Here is a 22,109-nt window from a genome sequence, read left to right on the forward strand (position 1 = left end):
CTGCAAAGATACTAAATTAGATGCGTGGAAAATAAGGACCTAGGCGTTGATTGTATTTTCGTTGAAAGTAGATAAAATAATTATAGAGCTTATAGTTGACCTCGTATCCATAATCGATATTGGGTTCATAGTCGATAGGCACTAGATAGAGATCGGGATTGTATATAGTGGGTTGTAGCACACGCTGATTCCAGTTAAGGACAAACAGTCTATTCCTTGTTTCTAAAAAGCTCTGTGAATAAAATCCTCTGGGCCTGGCGATACTCTGTAGCCAATAGTTGAATCCAGGCTCGATGACAATGATCTCATACTCATCTTCGGCATCTTCTTCTGCTGCGATACGAACCGTGTCATTCCCTTTTTTGTTGAACAATTCTTTTTCTGTGTCATCGATGACCAACGCCTCTTTGGATGTAGAACAGGCCATGGACAACATTAGAACTATCGCTAAGGTATAAACATATCTCATATATCTAAAAATACGAAATATTTATATCCTTGTTCGGCAATTCACGAAGTTTTAACACTTCGCTAGGGTATAAAAAAGGCATTGGAAAATTAAGATTTCCAATGCCTTTTTTCAAATTATAAAAGATGTTAATTAGCGTCTTCTTCCAAACAATCCGCCAAGAAGACCACCAAGACCGCTTTTCTTCTTATTAGCGCCAAGCACCATATCTGCTACATCATCCAAGACGCTACCGTCGCCGTCGGCATCGATAAGACTTTCTATGAGGCTTTGATTTCTTTGTGGTTGTCCTCCGAGCATGCTTCCTAGCAGCCCTGTAAGTCCATTGCTGTCACTAACGTTGTTCTGTCTTGTTTGCTGTCCTACAACACCCATAAGAATAGGGGCTGCTACCTTTAAGATTTGAGAGATGGTACCGGCATCAAGTCCGGATTGGCTGCTTAAAGCATTTTCCACATTCGGTTGTTTTTGCCCCAAGAGATGCCCTAGGATACCAGCACCGTCATCCATTACCGATCGGTCTACACCGCCACCGAATAGCCCGCCTAGGTCATTCAGAATACTCCCATCATGTTTGTTGGATAAGGCATTCATAAGTCCAGAAGCGCCTTCTGGTGTGGCGGCATTCTTTTTCATCGCTCCCATCAATACAGGAAGCGCCATGCTTAATACATCGGCTGTCTTGTCTTCGGGTTGTCCAGTTTGCTGACTTACGCCATTGATCATTTGACGTCCCATATCGCTATTTAATAAATCTAATAATCCCGACATTTCGTTGTTTTTTAGGTTTGAAGCTCCAAGTTACGAAAAAAGATAGTTTCACTTTGAAGTCCCTTAGGAAATAAAAAAGATCCGATGAACGGATCTTTTTTGAGGATAAGAAGAATAGGGATACCCCATCAATATTACTTAATTCGTGTTAGTTGCCCGTAGACTCGTCGAGCTTATCTGCAACGATACGATTATCTCGGTTTGCTATTTCCCAAGCGGTATGAAAGATCAGCTTGGCGCGTTTGACCATCAATTCATACTCAATTTTATCTGGAGTGTCAGAAGGTCGATGATAATCATCGTGTGTTCCATTAAAATAAAAAATGATCGGAACATTATTTTTTGCAAAATTATAGTGGTCACTACGATAATAGAAACGATTTGGGTCATTTTCGTCGTTGTAGGTGTAGTCTAGCTCTAGATTTGCATACTTTGTGTTGATGTCCTCAGACAGTGAATGCAGTTCAGAACTCAATTTATCAGACCCTATCAAATAAATATAATCTGGCCCGCCATTTCGTTTTGGGTCTGTGCGCCCTACCATATCGATGTTCAAATTTACTACCGTGTCCTCTAACGGAAAGATGGGATTGTCCGTGTAATATTCAGAACCCAAAAGCCCTTTTTCTTCCCCAGTAACATGTAAGAATACGACCGATCTTTTAGGACCGTTTCCTTCTGCAGCGGCCTTTTTGAATGCCTCAGCGATTTCCAAAACAGAAACCGTTCCCGAACCATCGTCATCGGCTCCGTTATTTATCTGTCCGTCAGCGCTAACTCCTATGTGATCCAAATGAGCCGAGATCACCACATATTCATTTGGTTTTTCAACGCCTTCTATGAAGGCCACTACGTTTTCGGATGACACCTCTTCTGTAGTATTGGCGATATCGATAGAAAGTTTGGTTTGTAGTTGCTGCGAAGTCTCTGTATTTTCAATATCGGCATAGATATCTTTCGCCATCGTCTCGTTCACAAAGAAGTAAAAGAAATCTTCTCCATCTTTCTTTAGCGACATTTGCCCGCCACCATTCTTAGCGCGTTCAGAAACAAATTTGAATTGTTGAAGTACCAGTGGAAAATTAGCAGCATCATAATACAGTAGCCCTTTTGCACCTTTAGACTTTGCGATTTCAATCCTATTGCCAAAACTCTGTCTAATGTTTGACCAAGAAGAGGTTTCTGCCGAACCAGTGATCACATAGGTGCCATCATCATTTTTTGGCTCTCCTGCTTTGATAAGAACAATTTTCCCATCTACGTCTACATCGTCATAATCCGAATATTTCTCATCTTCAATTCCATAACCGACAAAGGTGATACTTGTCACATCGATCTTCCCATTTTTAGAAGCTGAAAAAGTGGCAAAATCCTCACCGATCTTGTAATTTTTGTTAGGAGAAGTGATACTGGCATTGGGCACACTCATCATTTCAAGAGGTACTTTTTGAATAAAGTCATTGTTCCCTTTGGCTGCTGGCACACCCAGACCCACATAATAGTTTTTGAGGTACTCAACGGCCTTCTTCTGTCCAGGCTTCCCAGTTTCACGCCCAGCATATTCGTCCGATGCGTAAATATAAAGGTGTTTGCTCAAATCCTGGGCATTGATCGTGTTTGCATATTGCACCGGATCCCCAATTTCTCTTGGTGCCGAATTCGTTCCAGTTTCTGCGACTGTATTCTTGTTACCGCCACATCCCATCATCGCCACAAGGGCTATACCTAATAATGATCTTTTCATCTGATATAAAAATAAATTTGTCAAATATAACCAAAAAATGATGGCGTGATCAGCTAGAGAAATCTTGTATCTTGCCTGTTTTTCCTAAAGTTTTCTTAAAATTGGAATAGGTGGTCTTATTCTTCTAAACCTTCTAACTCGTCCAGCTCCTCTTCTAATTCCTCAAGTTCTTCCACAGCTTTTTGTTCAGACTCTTGTTCCCTAAGTTCAAATTGCTCATCCTTTGCTACCTTATTTTCAAAAAAGACCACTTTGGATATGGTGACAAATGATGCTAGAAGCCCTGCGATAATAATAAATTTGGGAGCATTGAGATTCTTATTTGCACTTTTGGAAAGCATGAATGCAAGAATTCCAACGATGATGGTAACAAGCGCAGGAAGCATCGTAATGGTCCCTAATGGTAGGAATGATAGAATGATGGTGAGTACTGCTGCTATGACTCCTAAAAAAACAAGGAACTTTCTCATGACTATTTAGTTTGCCAGCCCCGAGGCTGTTTTTAGGTTCAGTTGACCGCTTCCAACAGGAATGTTGAACTTTATCAGCGTTGGAATTTTATTGGAATCTGCTGTCAAGTAGATGGTTCCATTGATACTGCCACCTTTGGCAGAAACGGCGAGCTTGTAGCATTCTTTGGTGCCCAAACTTCCGGCTTTGATAAATTCTTTGCCCTTGTATGTAACTTTGATCGGATGTTCTTCACGATCGAAGAGCACTTTAAAGGTTTTGCTTTCACCGGGCGAGACCGAGGCGATAGGTATTTGTCTTATTTGATAAATGGTGGAGACCACATCTAATGTCTCTTCACTTATCTTATGTGTTTTATGTTCATCGTAGCCCTTCTTTTTCATGTGGCTCTTCACCACACCGGTTTTATGGTTATACGTATACTTCACCATTTTCTTATACCCTCCTTCGTCAATATTTCGTTTGTAAAGTAGGGGTCTAAAGGTTTTGGTACTCCAATAGGTTTCATAGAGGTCTCTGATCTTAAAGAAGGTATCCCATTTGCTATAGGTGCTGGCCTTACACTTTAAATGCAGGAGTGTGCTCTTGGAGGTTTCCACCTTTTTGGTCTCCATGGTCAACTGTGCCAGTTCGGTCATAAGGCCGCTCATGTTATAGGAGGCAGCGTATGTCAACTTTTCTCCCGATGTAAACGCCTGTTGTGCGGTCCCATTTTTGGTAATGGCGGCCAATGCGATAATTGCAAATATTCTTCTCATCAGATATCGGTTCTTAAATTGGTATAACGAACCTACTTTCATTTATTGTGCCAAAGATAATCTTTTGTGCTTGGGATTGAAACCAAATATTTATACCCAGTGCTTTACTTCAATAATTACGGTTTTCACGTAAAATTGTTGCGGTTTCCATTAGATAGACGAATTATGCAGATATATTTTATAATTTAGGACTATCTTAAAAGAATAATCAACCACAAAACCTTTAAATATGTCAAAGAACGACAACAAGATCACATTTCAACAAGGAATCGATTGGACGACCAATTGGAGAAACGGAAGAGGAAACCGCAACGTAGATGCATTCTTGATACCTGCCGAGGATCTAGTTGCTGCGCTTATAGAGATAGGCGTACTGCCGAATGGTACCTATGCTACCGATGATAAGAATATAAGAGCATACTTGGGTGTCGATGATAAAAATACGGATAGATTGGTCATTGTAGGAACGAAGAAAGACACTTCGGTGACGCCGGCCGTTTATCGCGATATGATCACGGACGACCAGACTGGAAGAAAATGGGAAGGCGGCGGAAGTCTTTATGATTTTACAGAGCCTTGTCCAACAGCATGCGATGTTAATAGTCCTTTAAATTAGCCATATAGAGTAAGATGCAACTACTTAGGGCTCTGTCACTTATAGGTAACGTCATATTACTTGTAAATGTCGTATTGTATTTTAAAAGCTTTTCCAAGAAAGGGAAGGCTTTTAAAATTTTCACTATGTATCTTGCTACGATATTGATGATTCAAGTTTTTAGCATATTATTGGCGCGGCAGGGGATGAACAATATATTTCTATCACATGCTTACTTCTTTTTTCAATTGCTATTGTTAGGGTGGTTTTATCTAAACTTATTTAAATCCAGAATCCAAAAGAAGATCGTTATAATCCTACTTATAATTACATCGTCATATAGCATCATACAATATTCGTTGGATTGGAATATCATCAATAGTTTCAATCTTGTATTGATATGCGTTACTTCGCTTTGTTTAGTGTTGTTTTCAATACTTTATCTTTATAACTCCTTAAGCGAGAAACAAGATTTTCTTTATGTCAATATTGGGATTCTTGTATATATGTTATCTAGTACTTTATTGTTTACTGCTGGAAATTTGATGATTGAGGTTGATCCGATGTTCAATAAAGTGATCTGGATCGTCAATGCCTTTTTATATATAATTTATCAAATAATAATTTTTTTTGAATGGTGGAAGAACTTTTCAATAACGAGAATAGAATAATCCCAATTCTAATATCTGGTGTGATCGTGCTCCTTTTTATGGCAGTGTCGTTAATTGCGTTCTTTCATTTTTCTCGGAAGAAGATCGTCCAAAAGGAACTTGAAAAGAAAGACCTAGAAATTAGCCATCAGAAAAAGTTATTGCAAGCAACCATCCTTACTCAAGAGAAGGAGCGCAAGCGTATTGCACAAGATCTGCACGATGACATCAGCTCCAAGCTGAATATTGTTTCGCTCAATTCGCATGTGCTCCAAAACGGTAATATCACCGAAGATGAGCTCCAAGAGGCGACCGGCAACATTATCGCAATGACCAACAAAGCTCTAGAGAGCTCCCGTCGTATCGCTCATGATCTTTTACCTCCAATTCTGGAGAAGTTTGGATTGAAAGCTGCCATTGAAGAATTGTGTGATGAGTTTGAATCCAGTAAGAATGTCACCGTCAAACTTGAGATGGACAGTGACCTGGACCATTTTAGTGATACCGATCAGTTGAACATTTTTCGAATTCTCCAAGAATTGATGAACAATTCGTTGAGACACGGAAAGGCAGAGAATATCACCGTTCACTTTTATAAAGAAAACGAACGACTGCATTGTAAATATTCAGACAACGGAAAAGGATTTGATGTACAATCTACTGATAGTCAGAAGGGTTTGGGGATGAAAAATATTGAAAGTAGGATCGAATTGTTAAAAGGAAGTATTAATTTTAAGAGCGCTATAGACCAAGGTGTACATGTACATGTCACCATTTAAGACCTACCATAATGACAACCAACGCCATAAACATCGTTCTTGTGGATGATGAGGCTTTATTCCGGAAGGGAATGGCCTTTATCCTAGGAAGAGAAAAGAATTTTAATATCCTCTTTGAAGCCGCTGATGGGGAAATGCTGCAAAATGCGCTAGCGGAGACCAATGTTGTTCCAGATATCATTTTGATGGACCTTAAGATGCCAAAGATGAATGGGGTGGAAGCGACAAAATTCCTACATAAGGAATATCCAGAAATAAAGGTCATCGCATTGACGAGCTATACAAACAAGGCATTCATCATAAATATGGTCGATGTCGGGGCTTCTTCCTACCTAGTGAAGAATGCATCACCAGACGAGGTGGTCCATACCATCAACGAAGTGGCCACCAAAGGCTTCTATTATAACGATGAGGTGATGCGCGTAATTCATCAGAACATGTTGGCCAGTGATGGAAAACCCCAAAAGAGTAGATTGGATAGCGACCTGCTCACCAAACGCGAGAAAGAGGTACTTCAATTGATATGTGAACAAAAGACCACAGCCGAGATTGGAGAACAACTATTTATCAGCCCCAGAACGGTCGAGGGGCATCGCAACAATCTTTTGCTCAAGACCGAATCTAAGAACACTGCCGGCTTGGTCATCTTTGGCATTCAAAACAAATTGGTGGATCTTCAACCTAATTTTTAGTACGTCTATTTAACTGTTCGGAGTGCTAAAGATCTGCTTTAGCTTATTCACAACGCTTTGCAGGATCGCAAAGATCGCATCTGAGGAAAATCCGCCGATCAGTGCCAAGGCTACGTTATTGAACAAGGCTGTATTATTCCCATTTAGACTATTGAAAGGAATGATCTCCGAGATGATCAAACCTGCGATGATCCCCAAAATGATCAAAGCGGAATAATAAATAGAATCTTCCGGAACCAGCGTTCCTTTTTTGATACCGATGGTCACGTTTCGCAACATGGAGAACAACACTCCAAGGCCCGAAGCCGAAGCGATAAAAGCGAGATTTAAAAGTAGATTGAGTCCTTGATTGTCCATGATTCCCTTTGCGACGCTGTCGTTGTTGACATTCGGAGAAAGACCCGTACCGATGAACAGCGCCAAAAAGACCAATGTTAGTAAGATCAGGTTTCGAAGGATGGGAAGTTTGCTAAAGAAGGACTTTTCTCGTTCATTATTTTGAAGCTCTTCGAGATAGGAGATCGACTTTGGTGTTGCTGGCGCCACATTTTGTACCAAGAGTGCATGTAAGCTCATCAGATCTTCAAAACTATTGGAAGAAGCCAAGGTTGTAACTTCTTTATCGATGGCAATACCATTTTTCAATGCAAAGGCAAGCATCGTATGCGTTTCCTCTACCAATTCATCGGTGATCCGTTTGGTGATACCCGATGCAGTGTTAGGATACGTGGTGGCCTTGGGGGTTGCAGTTTTAGTTTCCATTGAAGGTTTTATTTATTCTATGTAAAGATCATAAGAAAAGTGTTGTTGTCTAGCCGTATAAATACCCGTTTTGTTTTGATCTAGCATGATCATTCGAAAAAACGCCCCAAGAACCTTTCGGTTGATGGAGCATTTAAAAAAGGCTAACTTATAGCTATGCTAGACTTACAGCTTTTTGTTCAGGTATGGCCAATTCTTCAACAAAAAGAATGAATTGTCCAGCGCCGTACAACCCAACAAGAACCATTTTTGCAGCAAAAATTCTAGGTTTTTCATCGATGTCTGCAAATGGCGTAGCTATTCTGTTGGCATTCCAGCTAATATTGGTGAGTGCTCCCGTGACAGACTTCACACTAGGGTCATAGATCGGAGCAGATACTGAAGGTACCAGACCTGCGGCCCCCAAAAGCATATCTATCCATTTAGAGGCTTTATTCCATCCTTTCATAAATGGCTTGTAAGAAGCAATATCCATTAGTTTCTGTATAGCAGTAATGCCATAGATGATCTCGGCCGTCACCTTATCCCAACGTTGTGTCGGGGATGCAATAAGCGAGGCGATGATATTTGGCAGGGTAGCCACAAAGAAGCAGGTACCTTGCAATTGTGAAATGGATTTCAAACCAGGCGCCTCCTCTAATTTTGATTCCTGGGCTTTCACTATGGTCAAAGGAAGGAACCCTATGGTCCCGTAGCAGGCCGCTATTCGCATAAAGGCAATAAATCCTGATTTTACACCATCATTCTCAGTGGCCTGTGGGGTAGCTGCCAGCACTATCCTCGAGGCCATATTCGAATCTTGTTGAAAGACTGCTTTGAGGGCATCCCAACTCTTGGCATCAATGAGGCTTTGCGTCATAGCGTTATCTGGAAAAGGTGCTTTCTCAGCGGCCAATTTATAGATAATGGTTCCAGGTATGGCGACTATCAAACAAACAACATCAAGAATGGTTAGATCATTACCTGTTATTTCTTTGTAGAGCCAAGAAAGTACGGGAATATCCAATTTTGCATTTAAAATCTCGATGACCCCTTCAACCAAAATGGCTACGATATCCAATGCGGTGTCAATGATGTTTTCGGCAGATTCGACCAAAATATCCGCAAGAATAGCTACTAGTCGCTTCACGATATCTCCAAAGCTTAACGTACTTATCTGATCGATGACCTGGGTTTTAAGGGTGTCGAATGCGTTTTGAAAGATCTCGCCTTCCTTTTCGACTGCCCCAAGCAGTGTTTCCAATAACTTTTCTACTTCTGAAGTGATGGTCACCGCAATGTCTGCATTGGAACGAGAATCTGAAGCACCGTGCTTTAAATGGTAGGTACCAAAATTAGCTTCTGGCGAATGATGCCCCTCCATTTCCTTTGTATTCGAAGAACGTTGGCTAAGCGAAGTCTTATTATCTTCCAATCCCGCCCATTCATTGATGTGCTCCTCAATGCCGTCGAATATTTTATTCACTTCGGTCTTAACGACACCAATGTCCGCAACCGTTTTCTTCATGAATTGATTGATGATGTTCTTTAAAACATCATGGGATCTTAGAATATCCTTCCATTTGAATAAGAAGCCCAACCACTTGATAAGGTCCTCGAAGAATACTTTGATCTTCTTTAAAACAAACTCGATGGCTTGCACCACATCGGTAATGGCGGCTAAAATGAAACGATATAACTTACCGGCAATTTCAACAAAGAAATGATATAGGCCATCGATCACTTGTACAAAGAAACTCGTAACATCTTCCCAGGCGTCCTTTAGCCAGTTAAAGATATCACCAGCCGTAGATTCGATAGCGCTAGAAACATCATCCAATGCAGCTGCACTCCCTTGTATCATCATTCTGTTGGTCGTCGTATTTACCACGAGTCCAAAACGCCTCATACCACTCTCACCTTCATGAAACTGGTGTTGACCATTTTGATAGGTCATCCCAAAGAAATCACTTGGCTTGCCGATAAAATCATCTGCGGAGAATGCGGTGGCCATTCTACCGCTTTTTATCGATGGTTTCACACTTCCATCCTTAGGCAAGGTCGTGGAGGCCTCTACAAATTTTTGAAGTACTTTCGCCGTTGCATCTTTGTTGTCTTTGGAGACATCTTTTGGCACCAATGGCTGCTTGCTACCATCTTTATTGGTGACTTCGATCTTACCTAGGTCATCACCCGTCTTCACATTTGAGATGGTATCCAACATCTTGTTCATAGGGTTGATATCGATAGATGACGAGCCATCTTTTAAGCTCAACTTGTAGGTAATTGCGCTTAGACTTTCAGTCTCTTGGAGGATGGTGACCGCTCCAGAAGCATCTGTGGTCATATCCACTGGGTTGTCTGGTGACAAGATTTTAAATGTGTTATCGATATAGACGCTAACTGGGCTGGTAGATGTAATCGCCAAAGTTTGGTTTGCCAGCGGCAGCTTGTCATCCTGCAATATTTGGATCTGGGTGGTAAAGGTGTTGAATGATATCACATCATTGACATCTGTACTTGGCAAAACGATAGAACGTCTTTTCCATATCGTGGTTATGGGGTCTTGTGAGAGTTTGATGAGATTTTGTCCATTAAGGTGAGCAAAGATCACACTAGAAGGGTTATCAGCATCAAGATACGAAGCGATTTGCTCCACATTGGACAGAATCGGGATTGGAACGGACCAAGAAGAGGCATTTTTCAGATTCCCCGAGGAATTTCTTGTATAGAAAATTTGCCCTTGTGCATTTAGTCCCCAAACCACAAAGGTATTGTTTTGACGATGTGCATAGAGTTGTTTGACATTTTTGAACAAGGGATTGTCGAGGATATCAACCCCTGCATCCCCATCCTCTTGCTGATCTGGTGTAAACAGCAGTAACTTACCTTGTCCGGCGACGAAAACGGGCGTCAAGCCACTTTGATCCGTGGTCAATGCAAAGGCAGTGGCGTCTACTGGGATAGAGAGTCTGCTGGGATTGGCCGGTAGTTTAGGATTGAACGGATTATAGATGGGCGTATAGATCAATTCTGTGGTCCCAGTAATACTTCCCATGGTGTAAATTCCATCGACGCGTTGGTCCGTTTTTTTTCCCAGAGCGCTTGTAATTTTATCGGCCTGTAAATTAGCCGATAGGTCATGGTCGTTCCAGACTTTTCCCGTAATTTTCTTGGAAAGGTCCAAATAGTATCTAAAGATTGCGCTGTCTGTGTTGGAAGGGTCTTTTAGAATATCAACAACAAAATATTCTTCATTTTTCGCTTGTGCAATATATACATCGTCTATCACTAGAGGATCATATGTGGTAGCGCCGTCATAGGCCACTGCACTCCAGGCAATAGGGGTGCCCCAAGAAGATGTGGTATTCTCTTGTTGGAGTGCTAGATAAAGAAAACTTTCTGAACCGACCTTGATGATCAAGGCCATATCTATTTTCCCAGTGGCGGAATTCTTCACTACCGTAAAATTGCTTACGGTAACGGTTTTACCACCATGGTCACTACTTAAGGCAGAACTTTGGTCAAGTTTCTTCCATCCTTCCTCATCATTAGGGACCTCTCTTGTTACGTAGAAGACACCGTCACTTCCAACGGAAAAGAATACAGAAAGTCCCTCTTGTGTTTGCAAGGCTTCGAATTTCTTGTTGGCAGCCATGATGACCGCTTGCTTATGGTTTTTCATCAATTTTGATGAAGCTTTTATCTGTGTCATGCTTTCTAAGAGTTATCGATTAATGAAGTTGTAGTTCTGCCTCTTCCTTTTTCATAGAGGCGGCAGTCATGGTTTTGTTCAAGCGTTCTGCAGTGGGTTCTGCATAGGTGACATCTGCAACCAGATCCTGATTGTTTGAGAACTGTACATTCTTGAATACAAAGGTTTTTCCACCTGGAAATACCCAGACATGAGAACCGTTCAGCATGGCCAGTATTTGGTTGTTATAATTACTCAAAAAGGTCTCAATTACTGTGAGGTATCCTTTTATTTCTTTAATGAAACCTTTATACGTTCCTGCGGTTACAATGGTTCCCCAAACTCCTGGATTGATATCATCTGATTCATCCTTGACATTGGGTTTGCCGCCAACCAAGGTGACTTTCAACTGGCCGTAAGCATCTACACCTAATTGATAATCAACGGTGGATTTATACTTCACAAAATTCCCTTCGGCAACGCCACCATCGACATTGACATGCATCCATGCCGTTGTTGTGGTGATTACTTGAATAGTATTCCCTGTCAAATGAACTTCCGAGTCAACCGTATATTTAAATGTGATGTTTCCCCAATTGCCCCAACAGAAATCTTTACTGGCATTACTGCTTTTTGTGTAAGAGTATGTCAACACTTTTGATGAACCATCATTCACTACTTGGTATTTTAAGGCGCCAGTTGCGGCTTGCATGCCGATGTTGTATCGCATTTTTACTGGATTCACACAATCTATGGAGCAACTTGTAGAAAAGCTAACACTGTTTAGTTGTGGAGAGAACAGTTTATTCAGATAGTCCACAAAAGCAGCTTTTTTTATGGCCATGACCCCATTAAAGTTAGCCTCGTTCGCTTTTTCTACCCAGTTCCAACCAAAAGGCACTGCCGCTGGCATATGATGGTCATCGGCCATGATCAGGTAATTGAGCGTATACATGTCATAATCCTTGGTAGGATTGCCACTACTATCCAAATAGGGTGATACCAGAAAATTGAGATCGGTAGGAACAATGGATGGTGTAGGTCCTGGCTTGGATGGTTTTATCGAATATCCTAAAAGAAAGTTGCCATCTGGATTATCACCGGATTGATTGTTCTTTTGCAGATCCTTAAAATAAGAATTGATAAACGTTCTCGTTAAAAAGATATAGGCATCCGAAGTCGGGTCGAGTCCAGAAATAGACGGAGCAGAATCGAGTCCGGCAGTATTGAGGTCCAAATATAATTGCTGAACGCTGAACATGGAACCCGGCGAAAGATTCTTTACCTTGTCCTGTACCGATTTTGGAAGATATGCAAAGGCGCTGTCGCTAGATCGCAAGTCGAGATTGACGTTAAAGCTAAAGACCCATGGTTCTGATTGCGACGACTGTGATATATTGCTCCAAGTGATATCCCCAAAATTGTTGGTGAGATTGAGAACCTCAAAATTCTTGCAAACCAAGTTGTAGGTCACCAAAGAATTTCCTTTGTCCAGCACGATGACATTGGGGATCTTATCTAGAGGAAATTCCGTGGGAAGGCCGATGCTTGCTCTAAATGCAAAGCCAAATTTCATTTGATACAGTTTTTGTAACAGAGCATTGTCAGATGGGGCGCCATCTGGGATGGAGAAGGGATCGCCGCCAATTTCTTGCTTAATGTCTTCGAAAGGCTTCGATACCCAACTGCCCTTATTGGTGGTCGGATCGGTCTGATAGACATAGCACATAACAAACTCATGGCCTTTGTACTTGTCTAAAAAAGATTTCATTGTAGCGTTGATAGAGGCCTGTGTTACCCCTACTACCATATCGTATCCGTATTGGGATGCCGATAGATTGGATTGAATTGCACTCATTGTGATTGGTTTTATGATTAATTAAATGCCTTGTACGGTGGTGGTAAGCATTGCTATCGGAGGGAACTTCTACCAATGACAAAACTAAAGTGTCTACTTGGTGAATTTTAGCGAACTTCTTCCTGTATTTACAAACCCGTTTTTATACGTGCTTTTATAAGCTTCGACAGTTTTTGCGCTGAAGATTACTTTCAAAAAATTGATTTGTAAGGGATTAAGTGTTATTTTCATCTTAGAATTGTCTCTCATTACAACAAGGATGTATAATTTCAAGTACGAAAACAATCACCATGCTCACCAAGGTTTATGGAAGTGCTGTCTTTGGAGTGGAGGCGACAACAGTTACAGTAGAAGTAAATATCGACAAGGGAATCGGCTATCATTTAGTAGGATTGCCCGATAATGCCATTCGCGAGAGTAATTATCGCATTGCGGCCGCCTTAAAGAACACCGGTTACAAGATCCCAGGAAAGAAGATCACCATCAATATGGCTCCAGCAGATCTGCGAAAGGAGGGAAGTGCCTACGACCTTACTCTAGCCATCGGTATCTTGGCAGCTTCAGGACAGATAAGGGAGGATTCGGTGGGCGACTATCTCATCATGGGAGAATTATCGTTAGATGGCGGGCTTCAACCCATCAAAGGGGCTTTACCCATAGCCATCAAGGCTAGGGAAGAGGGCTTTAAAGGTTTTATCCTTCCAAATGAAAATGCAAAAGAAGCCGCCATCGTAAATGATTTGGAGGTCTTTGGGGTTGAGAATATCAGGGAAGTGATCGATTTCTTCGATGGTGAAAGCATACTTGAGCAAACAATCATTGACACTAGAGAAGAATTTTATAAAAATTTGGACTTTCCAGAGTTTGATTTTGCCGATGTGAAGGGACAGGAAAGTATCAAACGCGCCATGGAGATAGCCGCTGCTGGTGGCCATAATATTATTTTGATCGGTCCGCCAGGTGCGGGGAAGACCATGCTGGCCAAACGATTGCCCAGCATTCTTCCTCCGATGACCTTGCATGAAGCACTGGAAACCACCAAAATTCATAGCGTTGTAGGAAGGGTAAAGGATTCAGGTCTTTTAAGCCAGCGCCCTTTTAGAAGTCCACATCATACCATTTCGGATGTGGCCTTGGTTGGAGGAGGCGCCTATCCACAGCCAGGCGAAATTTCACTTTCCCATAATGGTGTCTTATTCTTAGATGAGCTTCCAGAATTTAAACGAGGCGTTCTCGAAGTGATGCGACAGCCTTTAGAAGACAGAGAAGTGACCATCTCTAGAGCAAAGTTTACGGTTACTTATCCATCGTCATTTATGCTGGTGGCGAGTATGAATCCCAGTCCCGGAGGATATTTTAATGATCCAGATGCTCCGGTCACCTCTACACCAGCCGAGATGCAACGATATCTGAGTAAAATTTCGGGGCCGTTGTTAGACCGAATAGATATTCATATCGAGGTCACTCCTGTTCCTTTTGAGGAACTCTCGGATGATCGCAAAGGAGAGAGTAGCGTGGAGATCCGAAAGCGAGTCACCAAGGCCAGAGTATTGCAGACCGAGCGATTTGCCGATCTAGAGCATGTACATTACAATGCTCAGATGAATACCAAACAGATCCGCGCGTATTGCAAATTGGACGAAGCTTCTAAGACACTTTTAAAAAATGCCATGGAACGCCTTAATCTTTCTGCGCGTGCCTACGACCGTATCCTAAAAGTCTCAAGGACCATTGCTGATCTGGCTGGGATGAACGAAGTCGATGGCAGTCATATCGCTGAGGCGATACAATATCGAAGTCTGGATAGAGACGGATGGTTGGGATAAATAGGAACGGATGCCTAGAGCGCAAAAAAAACCGTCAATTGCTTAACGGTTTTTGAAGTTGTTCTTTACTAGGGCCTATTGTGATAATGTGCTTAAAAAGGCATCAAAGCTATCCATGATAGAATCGCCGCTGTCTTCGCATTCACAGTCATCACAGCAATTTGGGTTAGACTCTCCACTGGGATCACAAGAATCGGATACAACGCAGTAACAATCACATTCATCACCACCACAGCTATCTATGATTATTTCACAATTTTCATCACCTTCTCGACCTTTTAATACATTTTCGCTAAACAACTTGGCCTTTCCTTTGAAGTAAAGTTGTCCATCTCGCTCGATCATGGTGACCTTTTTCACCCCATGCGATTTGGTCTTATACACAATGACCGCTTTATTGGTGATCTTCACTTTTCCAGATTTTTTGGCCAAGATCTTCAGTGATGAGAATTTTTTCAACGGAACTCCGATGACCTTCATGGTGCGATCGTAATCTCTCAATAATTCTACAAGTTTTTGTTCAGCGACATTTACCTCGTCAGTCGCCTCACTTAGAGGCGTCCAGCTTATCACTAGGACCGCTAGCGAAAGCCTTAAGATGTTCAATAATTTCATAACTAATACTTTTAGGTTGATATTTATTTGAAATAAATGTAGGTCTCTTCTGCATACGAATGGCACATAGATTTCCCCAATCTTTCAGGGTATATCACCTGTTGGTATAAAGGTCTTTACAGGATAGTTGACCAAATGAAGGCATATCCATTGGTGTCTTTCTCGTCCTCTGGAAACTGAACTGTTTATTCTAAAGTCATTGTTTACCAGTAGCGATCCTCATCATTTTCTAGTAGTTTATTTCATGGGTTTTGGGGATAGTATGTTGTTTTTCAGTTTGATAGCTTTGTATTGTCAATGTTGATAATGTATTTCTAAGACACCTAAAATTTTCACGTCTTATTTTCTAAAGTACAGAAAGAGGACACCTTTTTTGGCGCCCGTGTGGTCTTTCTGTAGAGTATTAACTAAAACCAATAAAAAAATGAAACCATTAAATGCATACAGAATAGTCATCTTGTTATTGACAGTTGGAATGTTTAGTCTCTCATGCCAAAAAGAAAACCTGGAAGATGAGGTTGTTGTACAACAAGAGTTAGTTACAGACTTCGAGGAAGCCGAGGCGCTTTTTGAAGAATACCTCATGAATAATGATGGAATCATTGCTAAGGGCGATGATCCTGGAAAGAGTCTTGGAATTGATTCAGAAGTTTATGACGAGCTCAAGGCTTCTTACGATGAAGTAAATAGACAGATAGAAGCAGGAGAGATCAAGCGCGAGTGGATCGGCCAAAGTATCGATTTGGAAACCAAAGAAATAATCACATTGTCAGATCGTGCTTGTAACAGAAACAAGATCAGTTTTGGATGGACGACTGCTACAGTGTACCTGTCCACGAATTCTGCTAGTTGGGCGAGTGTTGTGGGATGCAGTGCCGTTGGGTTGGCCGGATTTTGGCCTGGCGTTGCTTGTGCAGCCATTATCCAAGCCTTAAATCAGTTTGTATGTACTTGCGGCTATAAGTCAAAAGTAACTTACTGGGGTAGTGTAAAATGGACAAGATGTCAATAAAAGGCATGCAACCCTTTTTTAAGTGATCATTTGTATTCTACTAACCATTTAAATAGGAAGAAGTGGCTCGAAACCACTTCTTCTTTTATGTTAAAACATGATTGAGCATGTCGATCACTCTACATATAAATAGTTGTCAGTCAATTGCCGCGCTTCTTTGCCTGCTATTAGATTACCATCGCTATCGTACTTTTTAACCAAATAGTATAAGGGAGTGTCTTTATCATGTTTCATGGCCAAGAATTGTACAGGTAACTCATCTGTTTCTTTGAAGGTAATGGTTTCAACTTGCGCGGTGTTATTGAAAATGTATCCTATGTATACTTCAACTTTAGAAAGGGAAGCTTCGGTAAAGGATGTCATATCCATTTCTATATCGACCTCCTTTGTTGCTACCTTTTGCTGTTCGTTTGTGGAAGTTACGTCAATGATAGAAGAACATTCTTCCTTGTCTTTCCAATCATGGACCATTCTAATTCCGTTGATGTCCACTTCTGTGATACGATACCGCATGGAGGCATCTATCCGAACCGCGTATGGAAATTGAATATGCTTGGTATTGAGGTCGGAATGCTTTCGTAAGAATTTGGTTTCAATGATGGTGCGTTTGGTCTTATCTACCGTCACACCCTCTACTTCCACGATCTTCATATATAGGTCAGGTCGAAGGTCTTCGGTAAAATCATAACATTTTACTTCAATGGCGGCATAGGCTGGAGGGATCTCTTCGTTGAGGTCAAGCTGTTTTATAGCTCCGGGATATTTTTTCGTATCGATATTGATACTAAGGGTATTGTTCTTTACAATGCGATTCTTTATGGGGTCATCTTCTTGAAGGGTGCTATCTTTTTCGAATTCGGAGATCAACTCTTTGGAGCCCGTTATTTCCTCTTCCGGTAGCCATACATCCGCATAATAGGAATAGCTGAGATTGAGCCCAAGTAAATTGTCTTGGAGCTGTTGGTTGAGTAATTGCGATTCATGCTTGTTCAATTTTACGGTATAGGTCCGTTCTGTCCAATACGCCTTCGAAGTTGAATATCCACTTTTTGAATCGGCTTCTAAGGTGCCATCTTCTCCGAGGACCTGATAGCTCTTTTCACTATTGCTTTCTACTGGAAGTATCAATCGTGTGTCTATAGCAGAGAGTGGCAATGGTTTTAAGGTTGCTCTTCCTCGAGATTTAAGGGTACTCTTTATTTTTTGTAGTGTTTTGGGGTCTACTTTATTCATCGTGACGCCAAATCTTACAAGACTCAAAAAGCTCTTCTCACCGGCGTCATCATAACATTTAGAACCGGTATAGCGCATATCCAAGAATTGGAAATCTGGGGTATCGTTTTCTGTGACCTTTAGAATGAGATCACCAGGTTCGTAATAGTACAATTGAGGGTCGGACTTGTCATGAAAAACAGTTATTCCTTCTATTTGTCGCTTAGACTGATAGTTTGGTTGCGCCAGTGATAGACTGAATGAACTTGCGAAAACAAAAATTGTAATTAAAAATCGACCGACCCTCATGAGATATGTACTTTGTAAATTTTGCTATTTGCAATTATAAATTTTCGTTTTCGTCATTTTCATTTTCCTCGTTTCCATCATTTTCGTCGGAATCCTCATCGTCCTTCTTGTCCTTTTTCTTTCCGAAGAGACCGCCCAAGAGTTCTTTCCCTTTTTCTATGAGCTCGTCCTTGCCTTTTTGCATCACAGAGTCTTTGGCCTTTTCTAAGCCAGATTTTTCCAAATGCTTGAAGAGTGATTTTATCTGACTCTCTCCAAGAACCAAAAGACTGGTGCTACCGGTCTTCCAATGACTGGTCTTCACCGTTCCGTCTTTCATGATCATGATCACTTGATAGTCATATGCAAGATCTTTTCCCTCTGGGACAAAGAGCTGTACGGCATCTAGTGTCTGGTCGTCTTCGGTAATGCTCATTGGAGGAAAGGTGATCTCGTTGGTGGCATTGGGATCGCCTTGAATGGATTTGATCATCAGTTTCATCGAATGCGCATCTGAATAGGAAAGCGCATTTAATACTTGGATCTCCAAGTTGGTGATCTGGCTTCCAGAGGTTCCACCGATGATCTTTCGCTTCACTTCTTGGTTGCAGGAGTCACAGTCCTTATTCAAAGAGTAGTCCAGCCATAAGTTTTGGATGTTAGAAGCATTTGCTATCCTATTCTTTACATCATTATTTAGGTTATAAGTATCACCTTTCCCGATCTCCTCATTGTCAAGCGAGATGGTCTCGAAGTAATTTCTGCTACCTTGCTTTCGGAGAATGACCAATTCTTTTGGAACGACTGGATAATCAAGTTCGTTGGTCCAACCAGCAGTAAGGTCAGACGGTTTTTCAAATTCGATCTTGCCAAAGGTCATGGGAGAATTCACTTCTAGATTGATGGGTACATTGATCACGGTAGTTTCGTCTCCGTGTGGCCTGAACTCCAAGTTGAGATTTACACCAATGTTATTGAGCATAGCGCCGACAAAATCGTCCACATTGCTATCCATTCTCCAATCTAGGATGATAGGTTTGTGATAGTCTGAAGGAATACTCGCATTGATACTTTCTGCCTTCACATTGAAATTGGTGAGTGTCGCACCGAAGTCGACCTTTGGAACGTCTCTTAGGTCCATCGGCATCAACTTCACAGGCTTGCGCAACTTCGCAGCCAATAGTTTTTCGGCCAACTTTATATCTTCAGAGCTTATCTGTGGAGAGAGTTCTGCATTGATCAAAACACTTCCCTGACCACCTTCGGATGACATATAGTAAATGTTGAAAGCATACTCATTGGTCTCCTTGTTCCACTTCAGCGTATACTCTGCTGGAAAATAATAATACTCTCTAGCATTTTTATTCTTGTCGTGATAGATCTTGCGGAAGATATTCAGTTTTTCTAGAAATGACTCGTACTGCTCCCCTTCGAGAAGCGTTCCTATATCTTGATATTTAGTAATGTCTGGCCCTTCGCGCTCTGTGCTACTGGCAGAATTATCGGTCCTTTTGATAGGTTTGTATCTGACCAACCCAACAGTTTTCAATCCCTTGGTGTTCGGTTTTTTAGGATCGATATCTTTCTTGATCTCTACTGGTCTGTATACAACGCCGTCTGTAGGCTGTTTGATAAGAACAGTCCCTTTTTTGTCTAAGGCAATGATGTTATAAGCTTCATTCCCTTTTAACGGTTTCCGGTCTTCATTATATACCGTCCATTTATTTGCAGAATACCAAACTCCGATAGGATTGTTGAAATTCTTTCGGCTATTCTGAGCATTGAAGGTGGCCAACACAATGCTATTGGACTTTCCGTTGGTCCTAGCATCGTTGATATAAGTGATATGGTTTTTCTTGTTGGTATTCCCTACCTTATGTCTGAACGTTTTTTTGTGAACGAGGACGTTGAATTTCGCTCCATTTGGAATTGGTTTTCCATTGGTGTTGAAAATATGCCACATCCCTCCAGCATAGTATACCCCTACTGGGTTCGCATTATAAGGACCTTTGGCTCCCCAATTTTGGGTGACGATAATATTGGCGTTTGGATTGCCATTCAACGATCGATGATCGATCTTTGTAGCGCCATTGGCCATGTTTGTGCCACCAGCCTTGTGAACAAAGGCATTGCTGCCTCTAGGTACCGCAAGCACATTGAATTGAGTCTTCGCTTGCATGGGTGTCCTGTCTTGATTGAATATTGTCCACTTCGTTCCATTGTACCATACACCAGCCGCTTTTGTGGCGTACGGTCCACCTTTCCCATAATCATGGGTCACAAAAAGGACCATATTTGATTTCCCATCAGTAGCACTATGGTTAATGCTACTGATGTGACTTTTTGTATTAGTATTGTTCGCAACATGCTTGAAAGCAGTTTGTGCGTGCCCGATACCGATGGCCATAAATAGCGATCCAATAACGGACTTTACAACACTCTTTTTTATTTTTCTCATGATATTTTTCTTTAATTTTTCTAATACGCAACATAAAATGCCGATGGCTCGGACAACTCTCTTGTGGCCAATCGTTCTTGGCGTCTCACGAACTCGGAATAGGTCTGTTGATAGGTCGATCCCGAATTGGATGGTCTAAAGCTTGTCATTCCCCTTTCCCAAGGATCAAGGATGGTCAGCATGGTTCCATCTGGCGTACCATCTCCTTGAGCGCCGGCGACCACTACCACGTGAGCGCCATTATTAAGGTCTGTAGCTACCCATAAGGGACCGACTTCCAAGAGGTCGATAAAACCTTGAACCGTATAGCTTTGAGGATATTCATATTGTAATCCCCAAACACTGAACATCTCGGTATTGTCTGGTGGTAAACCGCCATTTCTGTAATAGGGTTCCCAGCCGTTGATGCCTCGAGCGATATCCTCTGGGTCGATGCTAATTCGTTCTCTCCATCCTACGATCATCGAAGCTGCAGCGGCCCAACAAGACATTCTGGTGGTCTGTGGCACTAATTGCACGGAGTAATTGACATTTATGGACTGATTTCCACTCGAACTGCTGGTCGATGAAGAACTACTATCACTGCTTGCGGTACTGTCATCACTAGAGGTGGAGCCCGCTGAACATGCAGTGGTGTAAATTCCGTTGATACTGGCTATATCGGTTGTGCTTAGCGCATTTCTCTGGCCGATGGTGACACCACTTCGCTTGGGTACGATAGTGATCATTCGACCGCCACCAGATGCCGGTTTTCCAAAGGCTCGTGGTCCATAATGCATGATAGAGCCATAATCATAGTTACCCATATTTCGCCCTTCTGGCCAGAAATAATGGTACCAACTTTGATTGTATTTTCTAAAGTTACTGATACCGTCTGGAACGATATTACTCGTATTCACAGTAATGAATCTGTCCCTATCATCACGGCTTTGCTCATGATAAAAACCAAGTGCATGCATAATTTCGTGTGCAGCACTGCCTCGTGTGTTTCCGCAAGAATCACCAATCGTGATCTCCTGTCTTCCGCCAATTCTGCCGATCCAAGAAAGTCCACACATGCCTTCTTCATATACGAATTCTACATAATCGCTTTCCGAAGCTCTTGGTGTTAAACATACATTGGTCTGCGTGTTGATGTGATTGATCGCCCATAAAATGTCCGCTCTTTTTGGGTGCCCACTAGCGATCACATATGGAACTCTGGCTCCTGGCCATCTCGAACTGCTGCTTGTCGACGCTGCACCACCTCGTCCTGATGAGGGGAGCAAAATGTCACCTTCAAAAATATTCTTACCGTTGATCACCGCTACCTTTACGGTCTGTGACGTCTGGCTGAATGGTAATGTGGTGCTAATGTCTCTTGTTGTAATGCTTCCGGTATTGTTTGGATAGCCTTCTTGTGCCAATAGCGATTGAAAGGCCAATCCGACGGTTACCAATACCAGTGAAGCGATATATTTATAAAGTTTCATCGTT

Annotated in this window: 17 protein-coding genes; 5 read left to right on the plus strand and 12 right to left on the minus strand. The window is 41.8% G+C overall.

All coding sequences use genetic code 11. From position 1 onward, the window contains the following. Positions 1 to 16 precede the first annotated feature (16 nt). The 5 genes from ACFQ1M_RS05595 to ACFQ1M_RS05615 all read right to left on the minus strand — a co-directional run bounded on the left by ACFQ1M_RS05595 (position 17) and on the right by ACFQ1M_RS05615 (position 4,213). The gene (locus ACFQ1M_RS05595) at positions 17 to 436 is read right to left on the minus strand and encodes a DUF6146 family protein (RefSeq protein WP_386407067.1); all 420 of its coding nucleotides are present in this window, start codon (positions 434 to 436) and stop codon (positions 17 to 19) included. A 165-nt stretch (positions 437 to 601) separates the two neighbouring features. Beyond that, entirely contained in the window at positions 602 to 1,240 is a 639-nt protein-coding gene (locus ACFQ1M_RS05600) for a DUF937 domain-containing protein (RefSeq protein ID WP_386405120.1), read from the minus strand. 148 nt (positions 1,241 to 1,388) lie between these two features. Further along, positions 1,389 to 2,984, minus strand: a complete 1,596-nt coding sequence (locus ACFQ1M_RS05605) for a M28 family peptidase (protein WP_386405123.1) — start codon at positions 2,982 to 2,984, stop codon at positions 1,389 to 1,391. Between the two features lie 116 nt (positions 2,985 to 3,100). Next, positions 3,101 to 3,454, minus strand: coding sequence for a hypothetical protein (locus ACFQ1M_RS05610; RefSeq protein WP_386405126.1), 354 nt, complete (start codon positions 3,452 to 3,454; stop codon positions 3,101 to 3,103). Between the two features lie 6 nt (positions 3,455 to 3,460). Beyond that, positions 3,461 to 4,213 (minus strand): DUF3108 domain-containing protein, encoded by a 753-nt coding sequence (locus ACFQ1M_RS05615; RefSeq protein WP_386405129.1) that lies wholly within the window; start codon positions 4,211 to 4,213, stop codon positions 3,461 to 3,463. Between the two features lie 229 nt (positions 4,214 to 4,442). Here ACFQ1M_RS05615 and ACFQ1M_RS05620 point away from each other — a divergent pair, with 229 nt between their 5' ends. The 3 genes from ACFQ1M_RS05620 to ACFQ1M_RS05630 all read left to right on the plus strand — a co-directional run bounded on the left by ACFQ1M_RS05620 (position 4,443) and on the right by ACFQ1M_RS05630 (position 6,929). Continuing rightward, complete coding sequence (locus ACFQ1M_RS05620) at positions 4,443 to 4,829, plus strand: hypothetical protein (RefSeq protein ID WP_386405132.1); 387 nt, start codon at positions 4,443 to 4,445, stop codon at positions 4,827 to 4,829. Positions 4,830 to 5,442: 613 nt separating this feature from the next. Next, positions 5,443 to 6,237 carry a sensor histidine kinase gene (locus tag ACFQ1M_RS05625; protein ID WP_386405135.1) on the plus strand — a complete coding sequence of 265 codons (795 nt, stop codon included), beginning with the start codon at positions 5,443 to 5,445 and terminating at the stop codon, positions 6,235 to 6,237. A gap of 11 nt (positions 6,238 to 6,248) precedes the next feature. After that, the gene (locus ACFQ1M_RS05630) at positions 6,249 to 6,929 is read left to right on the plus strand and encodes a response regulator (RefSeq protein WP_386405138.1); all 681 of its coding nucleotides are present in this window, start codon (positions 6,249 to 6,251) and stop codon (positions 6,927 to 6,929) included. 9 nt (positions 6,930 to 6,938) lie between these two features. Here the strand turns inward: ACFQ1M_RS05630 and ACFQ1M_RS05635 are convergent, their stop codons facing one another. From ACFQ1M_RS05635 to ACFQ1M_RS05645, 3 genes are all read right to left on the minus strand, one after another. Further along, the gene (locus tag ACFQ1M_RS05635) at positions 6,939 to 7,691 is read right to left on the minus strand and encodes a hypothetical protein (protein WP_386405141.1); all 753 of its coding nucleotides are present in this window, start codon (positions 7,689 to 7,691) and stop codon (positions 6,939 to 6,941) included. A 154-nt stretch (positions 7,692 to 7,845) separates the two neighbouring features. After that, complete coding sequence (locus tag ACFQ1M_RS05640; RefSeq protein WP_386405144.1) at positions 7,846 to 11,355, minus strand: hypothetical protein; 3,510 nt, start codon at positions 11,353 to 11,355, stop codon at positions 7,846 to 7,848. Positions 11,356 to 11,404: 49 nt separating this feature from the next. Continuing rightward, positions 11,405 to 13,222, minus strand: coding sequence for a hypothetical protein (locus tag ACFQ1M_RS05645; RefSeq protein ID WP_386405147.1), 1,818 nt, complete (start codon positions 13,220 to 13,222; stop codon positions 11,405 to 11,407). Positions 13,223 to 13,512: 290 nt separating this feature from the next. Between ACFQ1M_RS05645 and ACFQ1M_RS05650 the strand changes: the two genes are divergently transcribed. Next, positions 13,513 to 15,048, plus strand: a complete 1,536-nt coding sequence (locus ACFQ1M_RS05650) for a YifB family Mg chelatase-like AAA ATPase (protein WP_386405151.1) — start codon at positions 13,513 to 13,515, stop codon at positions 15,046 to 15,048. Positions 15,049 to 15,123: 75 nt separating this feature from the next. Here ACFQ1M_RS05650 and ACFQ1M_RS05655 read toward each other — a convergent pair whose 3' ends face one another. Then, positions 15,124 to 15,663: a hypothetical protein gene (locus tag ACFQ1M_RS05655; protein ID WP_386405154.1), complete on the minus strand. Its 540-nt coding sequence runs from the start codon at positions 15,661 to 15,663 to the stop codon at positions 15,124 to 15,126. Positions 15,664 to 16,087: 424 nt separating this feature from the next. Here ACFQ1M_RS05655 and ACFQ1M_RS05660 point away from each other — a divergent pair, with 424 nt between their 5' ends. Beyond that, the gene (locus ACFQ1M_RS05660) at positions 16,088 to 16,675 is read left to right on the plus strand and encodes a hypothetical protein (protein ID WP_386405157.1); all 588 of its coding nucleotides are present in this window, start codon (positions 16,088 to 16,090) and stop codon (positions 16,673 to 16,675) included. A 114-nt stretch (positions 16,676 to 16,789) separates the two neighbouring features. Here the strand turns inward: ACFQ1M_RS05660 and ACFQ1M_RS05665 are convergent, their stop codons facing one another. The 3 genes from ACFQ1M_RS05665 to ACFQ1M_RS05675 are packed head-to-tail and all read right to left on the minus strand — an operon-like array spanning position 16,790 to position 22,105. Then, a complete protein-coding gene (locus tag ACFQ1M_RS05665; RefSeq protein WP_386405160.1) occupies positions 16,790 to 18,196 on the minus strand; it encodes a hypothetical protein in 1,407 nt (468 codons plus the stop codon). 34 nt (positions 18,197 to 18,230) lie between these two features. Next, positions 18,231 to 20,633, minus strand: a complete 2,403-nt coding sequence (locus ACFQ1M_RS05670; protein ID WP_386405163.1) for a DUF7452 domain-containing protein — start codon at positions 20,631 to 20,633, stop codon at positions 18,231 to 18,233. A gap of 20 nt (positions 20,634 to 20,653) precedes the next feature. Further along, the gene (locus ACFQ1M_RS05675; RefSeq protein ID WP_386405166.1) at positions 20,654 to 22,105 is read right to left on the minus strand and encodes a M12 family metallopeptidase; all 1,452 of its coding nucleotides are present in this window, start codon (positions 22,103 to 22,105) and stop codon (positions 20,654 to 20,656) included. Positions 22,106 to 22,109 lie beyond the last annotated feature (4 nt).

It is taken from the genome of Sungkyunkwania multivorans (assembly GCF_042675645.1).
Lineage (GTDB): Bacteria > Bacteroidota > Bacteroidia > Flavobacteriales > Flavobacteriaceae > Sungkyunkwania > Sungkyunkwania multivorans.

Excerpts from the sequence above, each read along its gene's own strand:
- ACFQ1M_RS05595 (WP_386407067.1), bottom strand. The coding sequence starts at position 436 with ATGTTGTCCATGGCCTGTTCTACATCCAAAGAGGCGTTGGTCATCGAT.
- ACFQ1M_RS05600 (WP_386405120.1), bottom strand. The coding sequence starts at position 1,240 with ATGTCGGGATTATTAGATTTATTAAATAGCGATATGGGACGTCAAATG.
- ACFQ1M_RS05605 (WP_386405123.1), bottom strand. The coding sequence starts at position 2,984 with ATGAAAAGATCATTATTAGGTATAGCCCTTGTGGCGATGATGGGATGT.
- ACFQ1M_RS05610 (WP_386405126.1), bottom strand. The coding sequence starts at position 3,454 with ATGAGAAAGTTCCTTGTTTTTTTAGGAGTCATAGCAGCAGTACTCACC.
- ACFQ1M_RS05615 (WP_386405129.1), bottom strand. The coding sequence starts at position 4,213 with ATGAGAAGAATATTTGCAATTATCGCATTGGCCGCCATTACCAAAAAT.
- ACFQ1M_RS05620 (WP_386405132.1), top strand. The coding sequence starts at position 4,443 with ATGTCAAAGAACGACAACAAGATCACATTTCAACAAGGAATCGATTGG.
- ACFQ1M_RS05625 (WP_386405135.1), top strand. The coding sequence starts at position 5,443 with ATGGTGGAAGAACTTTTCAATAACGAGAATAGAATAATCCCAATTCTA.
- ACFQ1M_RS05630 (WP_386405138.1), top strand. The coding sequence starts at position 6,249 with ATGACAACCAACGCCATAAACATCGTTCTTGTGGATGATGAGGCTTTA.
- ACFQ1M_RS05635 (WP_386405141.1), bottom strand. The coding sequence starts at position 7,691 with ATGGAAACTAAAACTGCAACCCCCAAGGCCACCACGTATCCTAACACT.
- ACFQ1M_RS05640 (WP_386405144.1), bottom strand. The coding sequence starts at position 11,355 with ATGAAAAACCATAAGCAAGCGGTCATCATGGCTGCCAACAAGAAATTC.
- ACFQ1M_RS05645 (WP_386405147.1), bottom strand. The coding sequence starts at position 13,222 with ATGAGTGCAATTCAATCCAATCTATCGGCATCCCAATACGGATACGAT.
- ACFQ1M_RS05650 (WP_386405151.1), top strand. The coding sequence starts at position 13,513 with ATGCTCACCAAGGTTTATGGAAGTGCTGTCTTTGGAGTGGAGGCGACA.
- ACFQ1M_RS05655 (WP_386405154.1), bottom strand. The coding sequence starts at position 15,663 with ATGAAATTATTGAACATCTTAAGGCTTTCGCTAGCGGTCCTAGTGATA.
- ACFQ1M_RS05660 (WP_386405157.1), top strand. The coding sequence starts at position 16,088 with ATGAAACCATTAAATGCATACAGAATAGTCATCTTGTTATTGACAGTT.
- ACFQ1M_RS05665 (WP_386405160.1), bottom strand. The coding sequence starts at position 18,196 with ATGAGGGTCGGTCGATTTTTAATTACAATTTTTGTTTTCGCAAGTTCA.
- ACFQ1M_RS05670 (WP_386405163.1), bottom strand. The coding sequence starts at position 20,633 with ATGAGAAAAATAAAAAAGAGTGTTGTAAAGTCCGTTATTGGATCGCTA.
- ACFQ1M_RS05675 (WP_386405166.1), bottom strand. The coding sequence starts at position 22,105 with ATGAAACTTTATAAATATATCGCTTCACTGGTATTGGTAACCGTCGGA.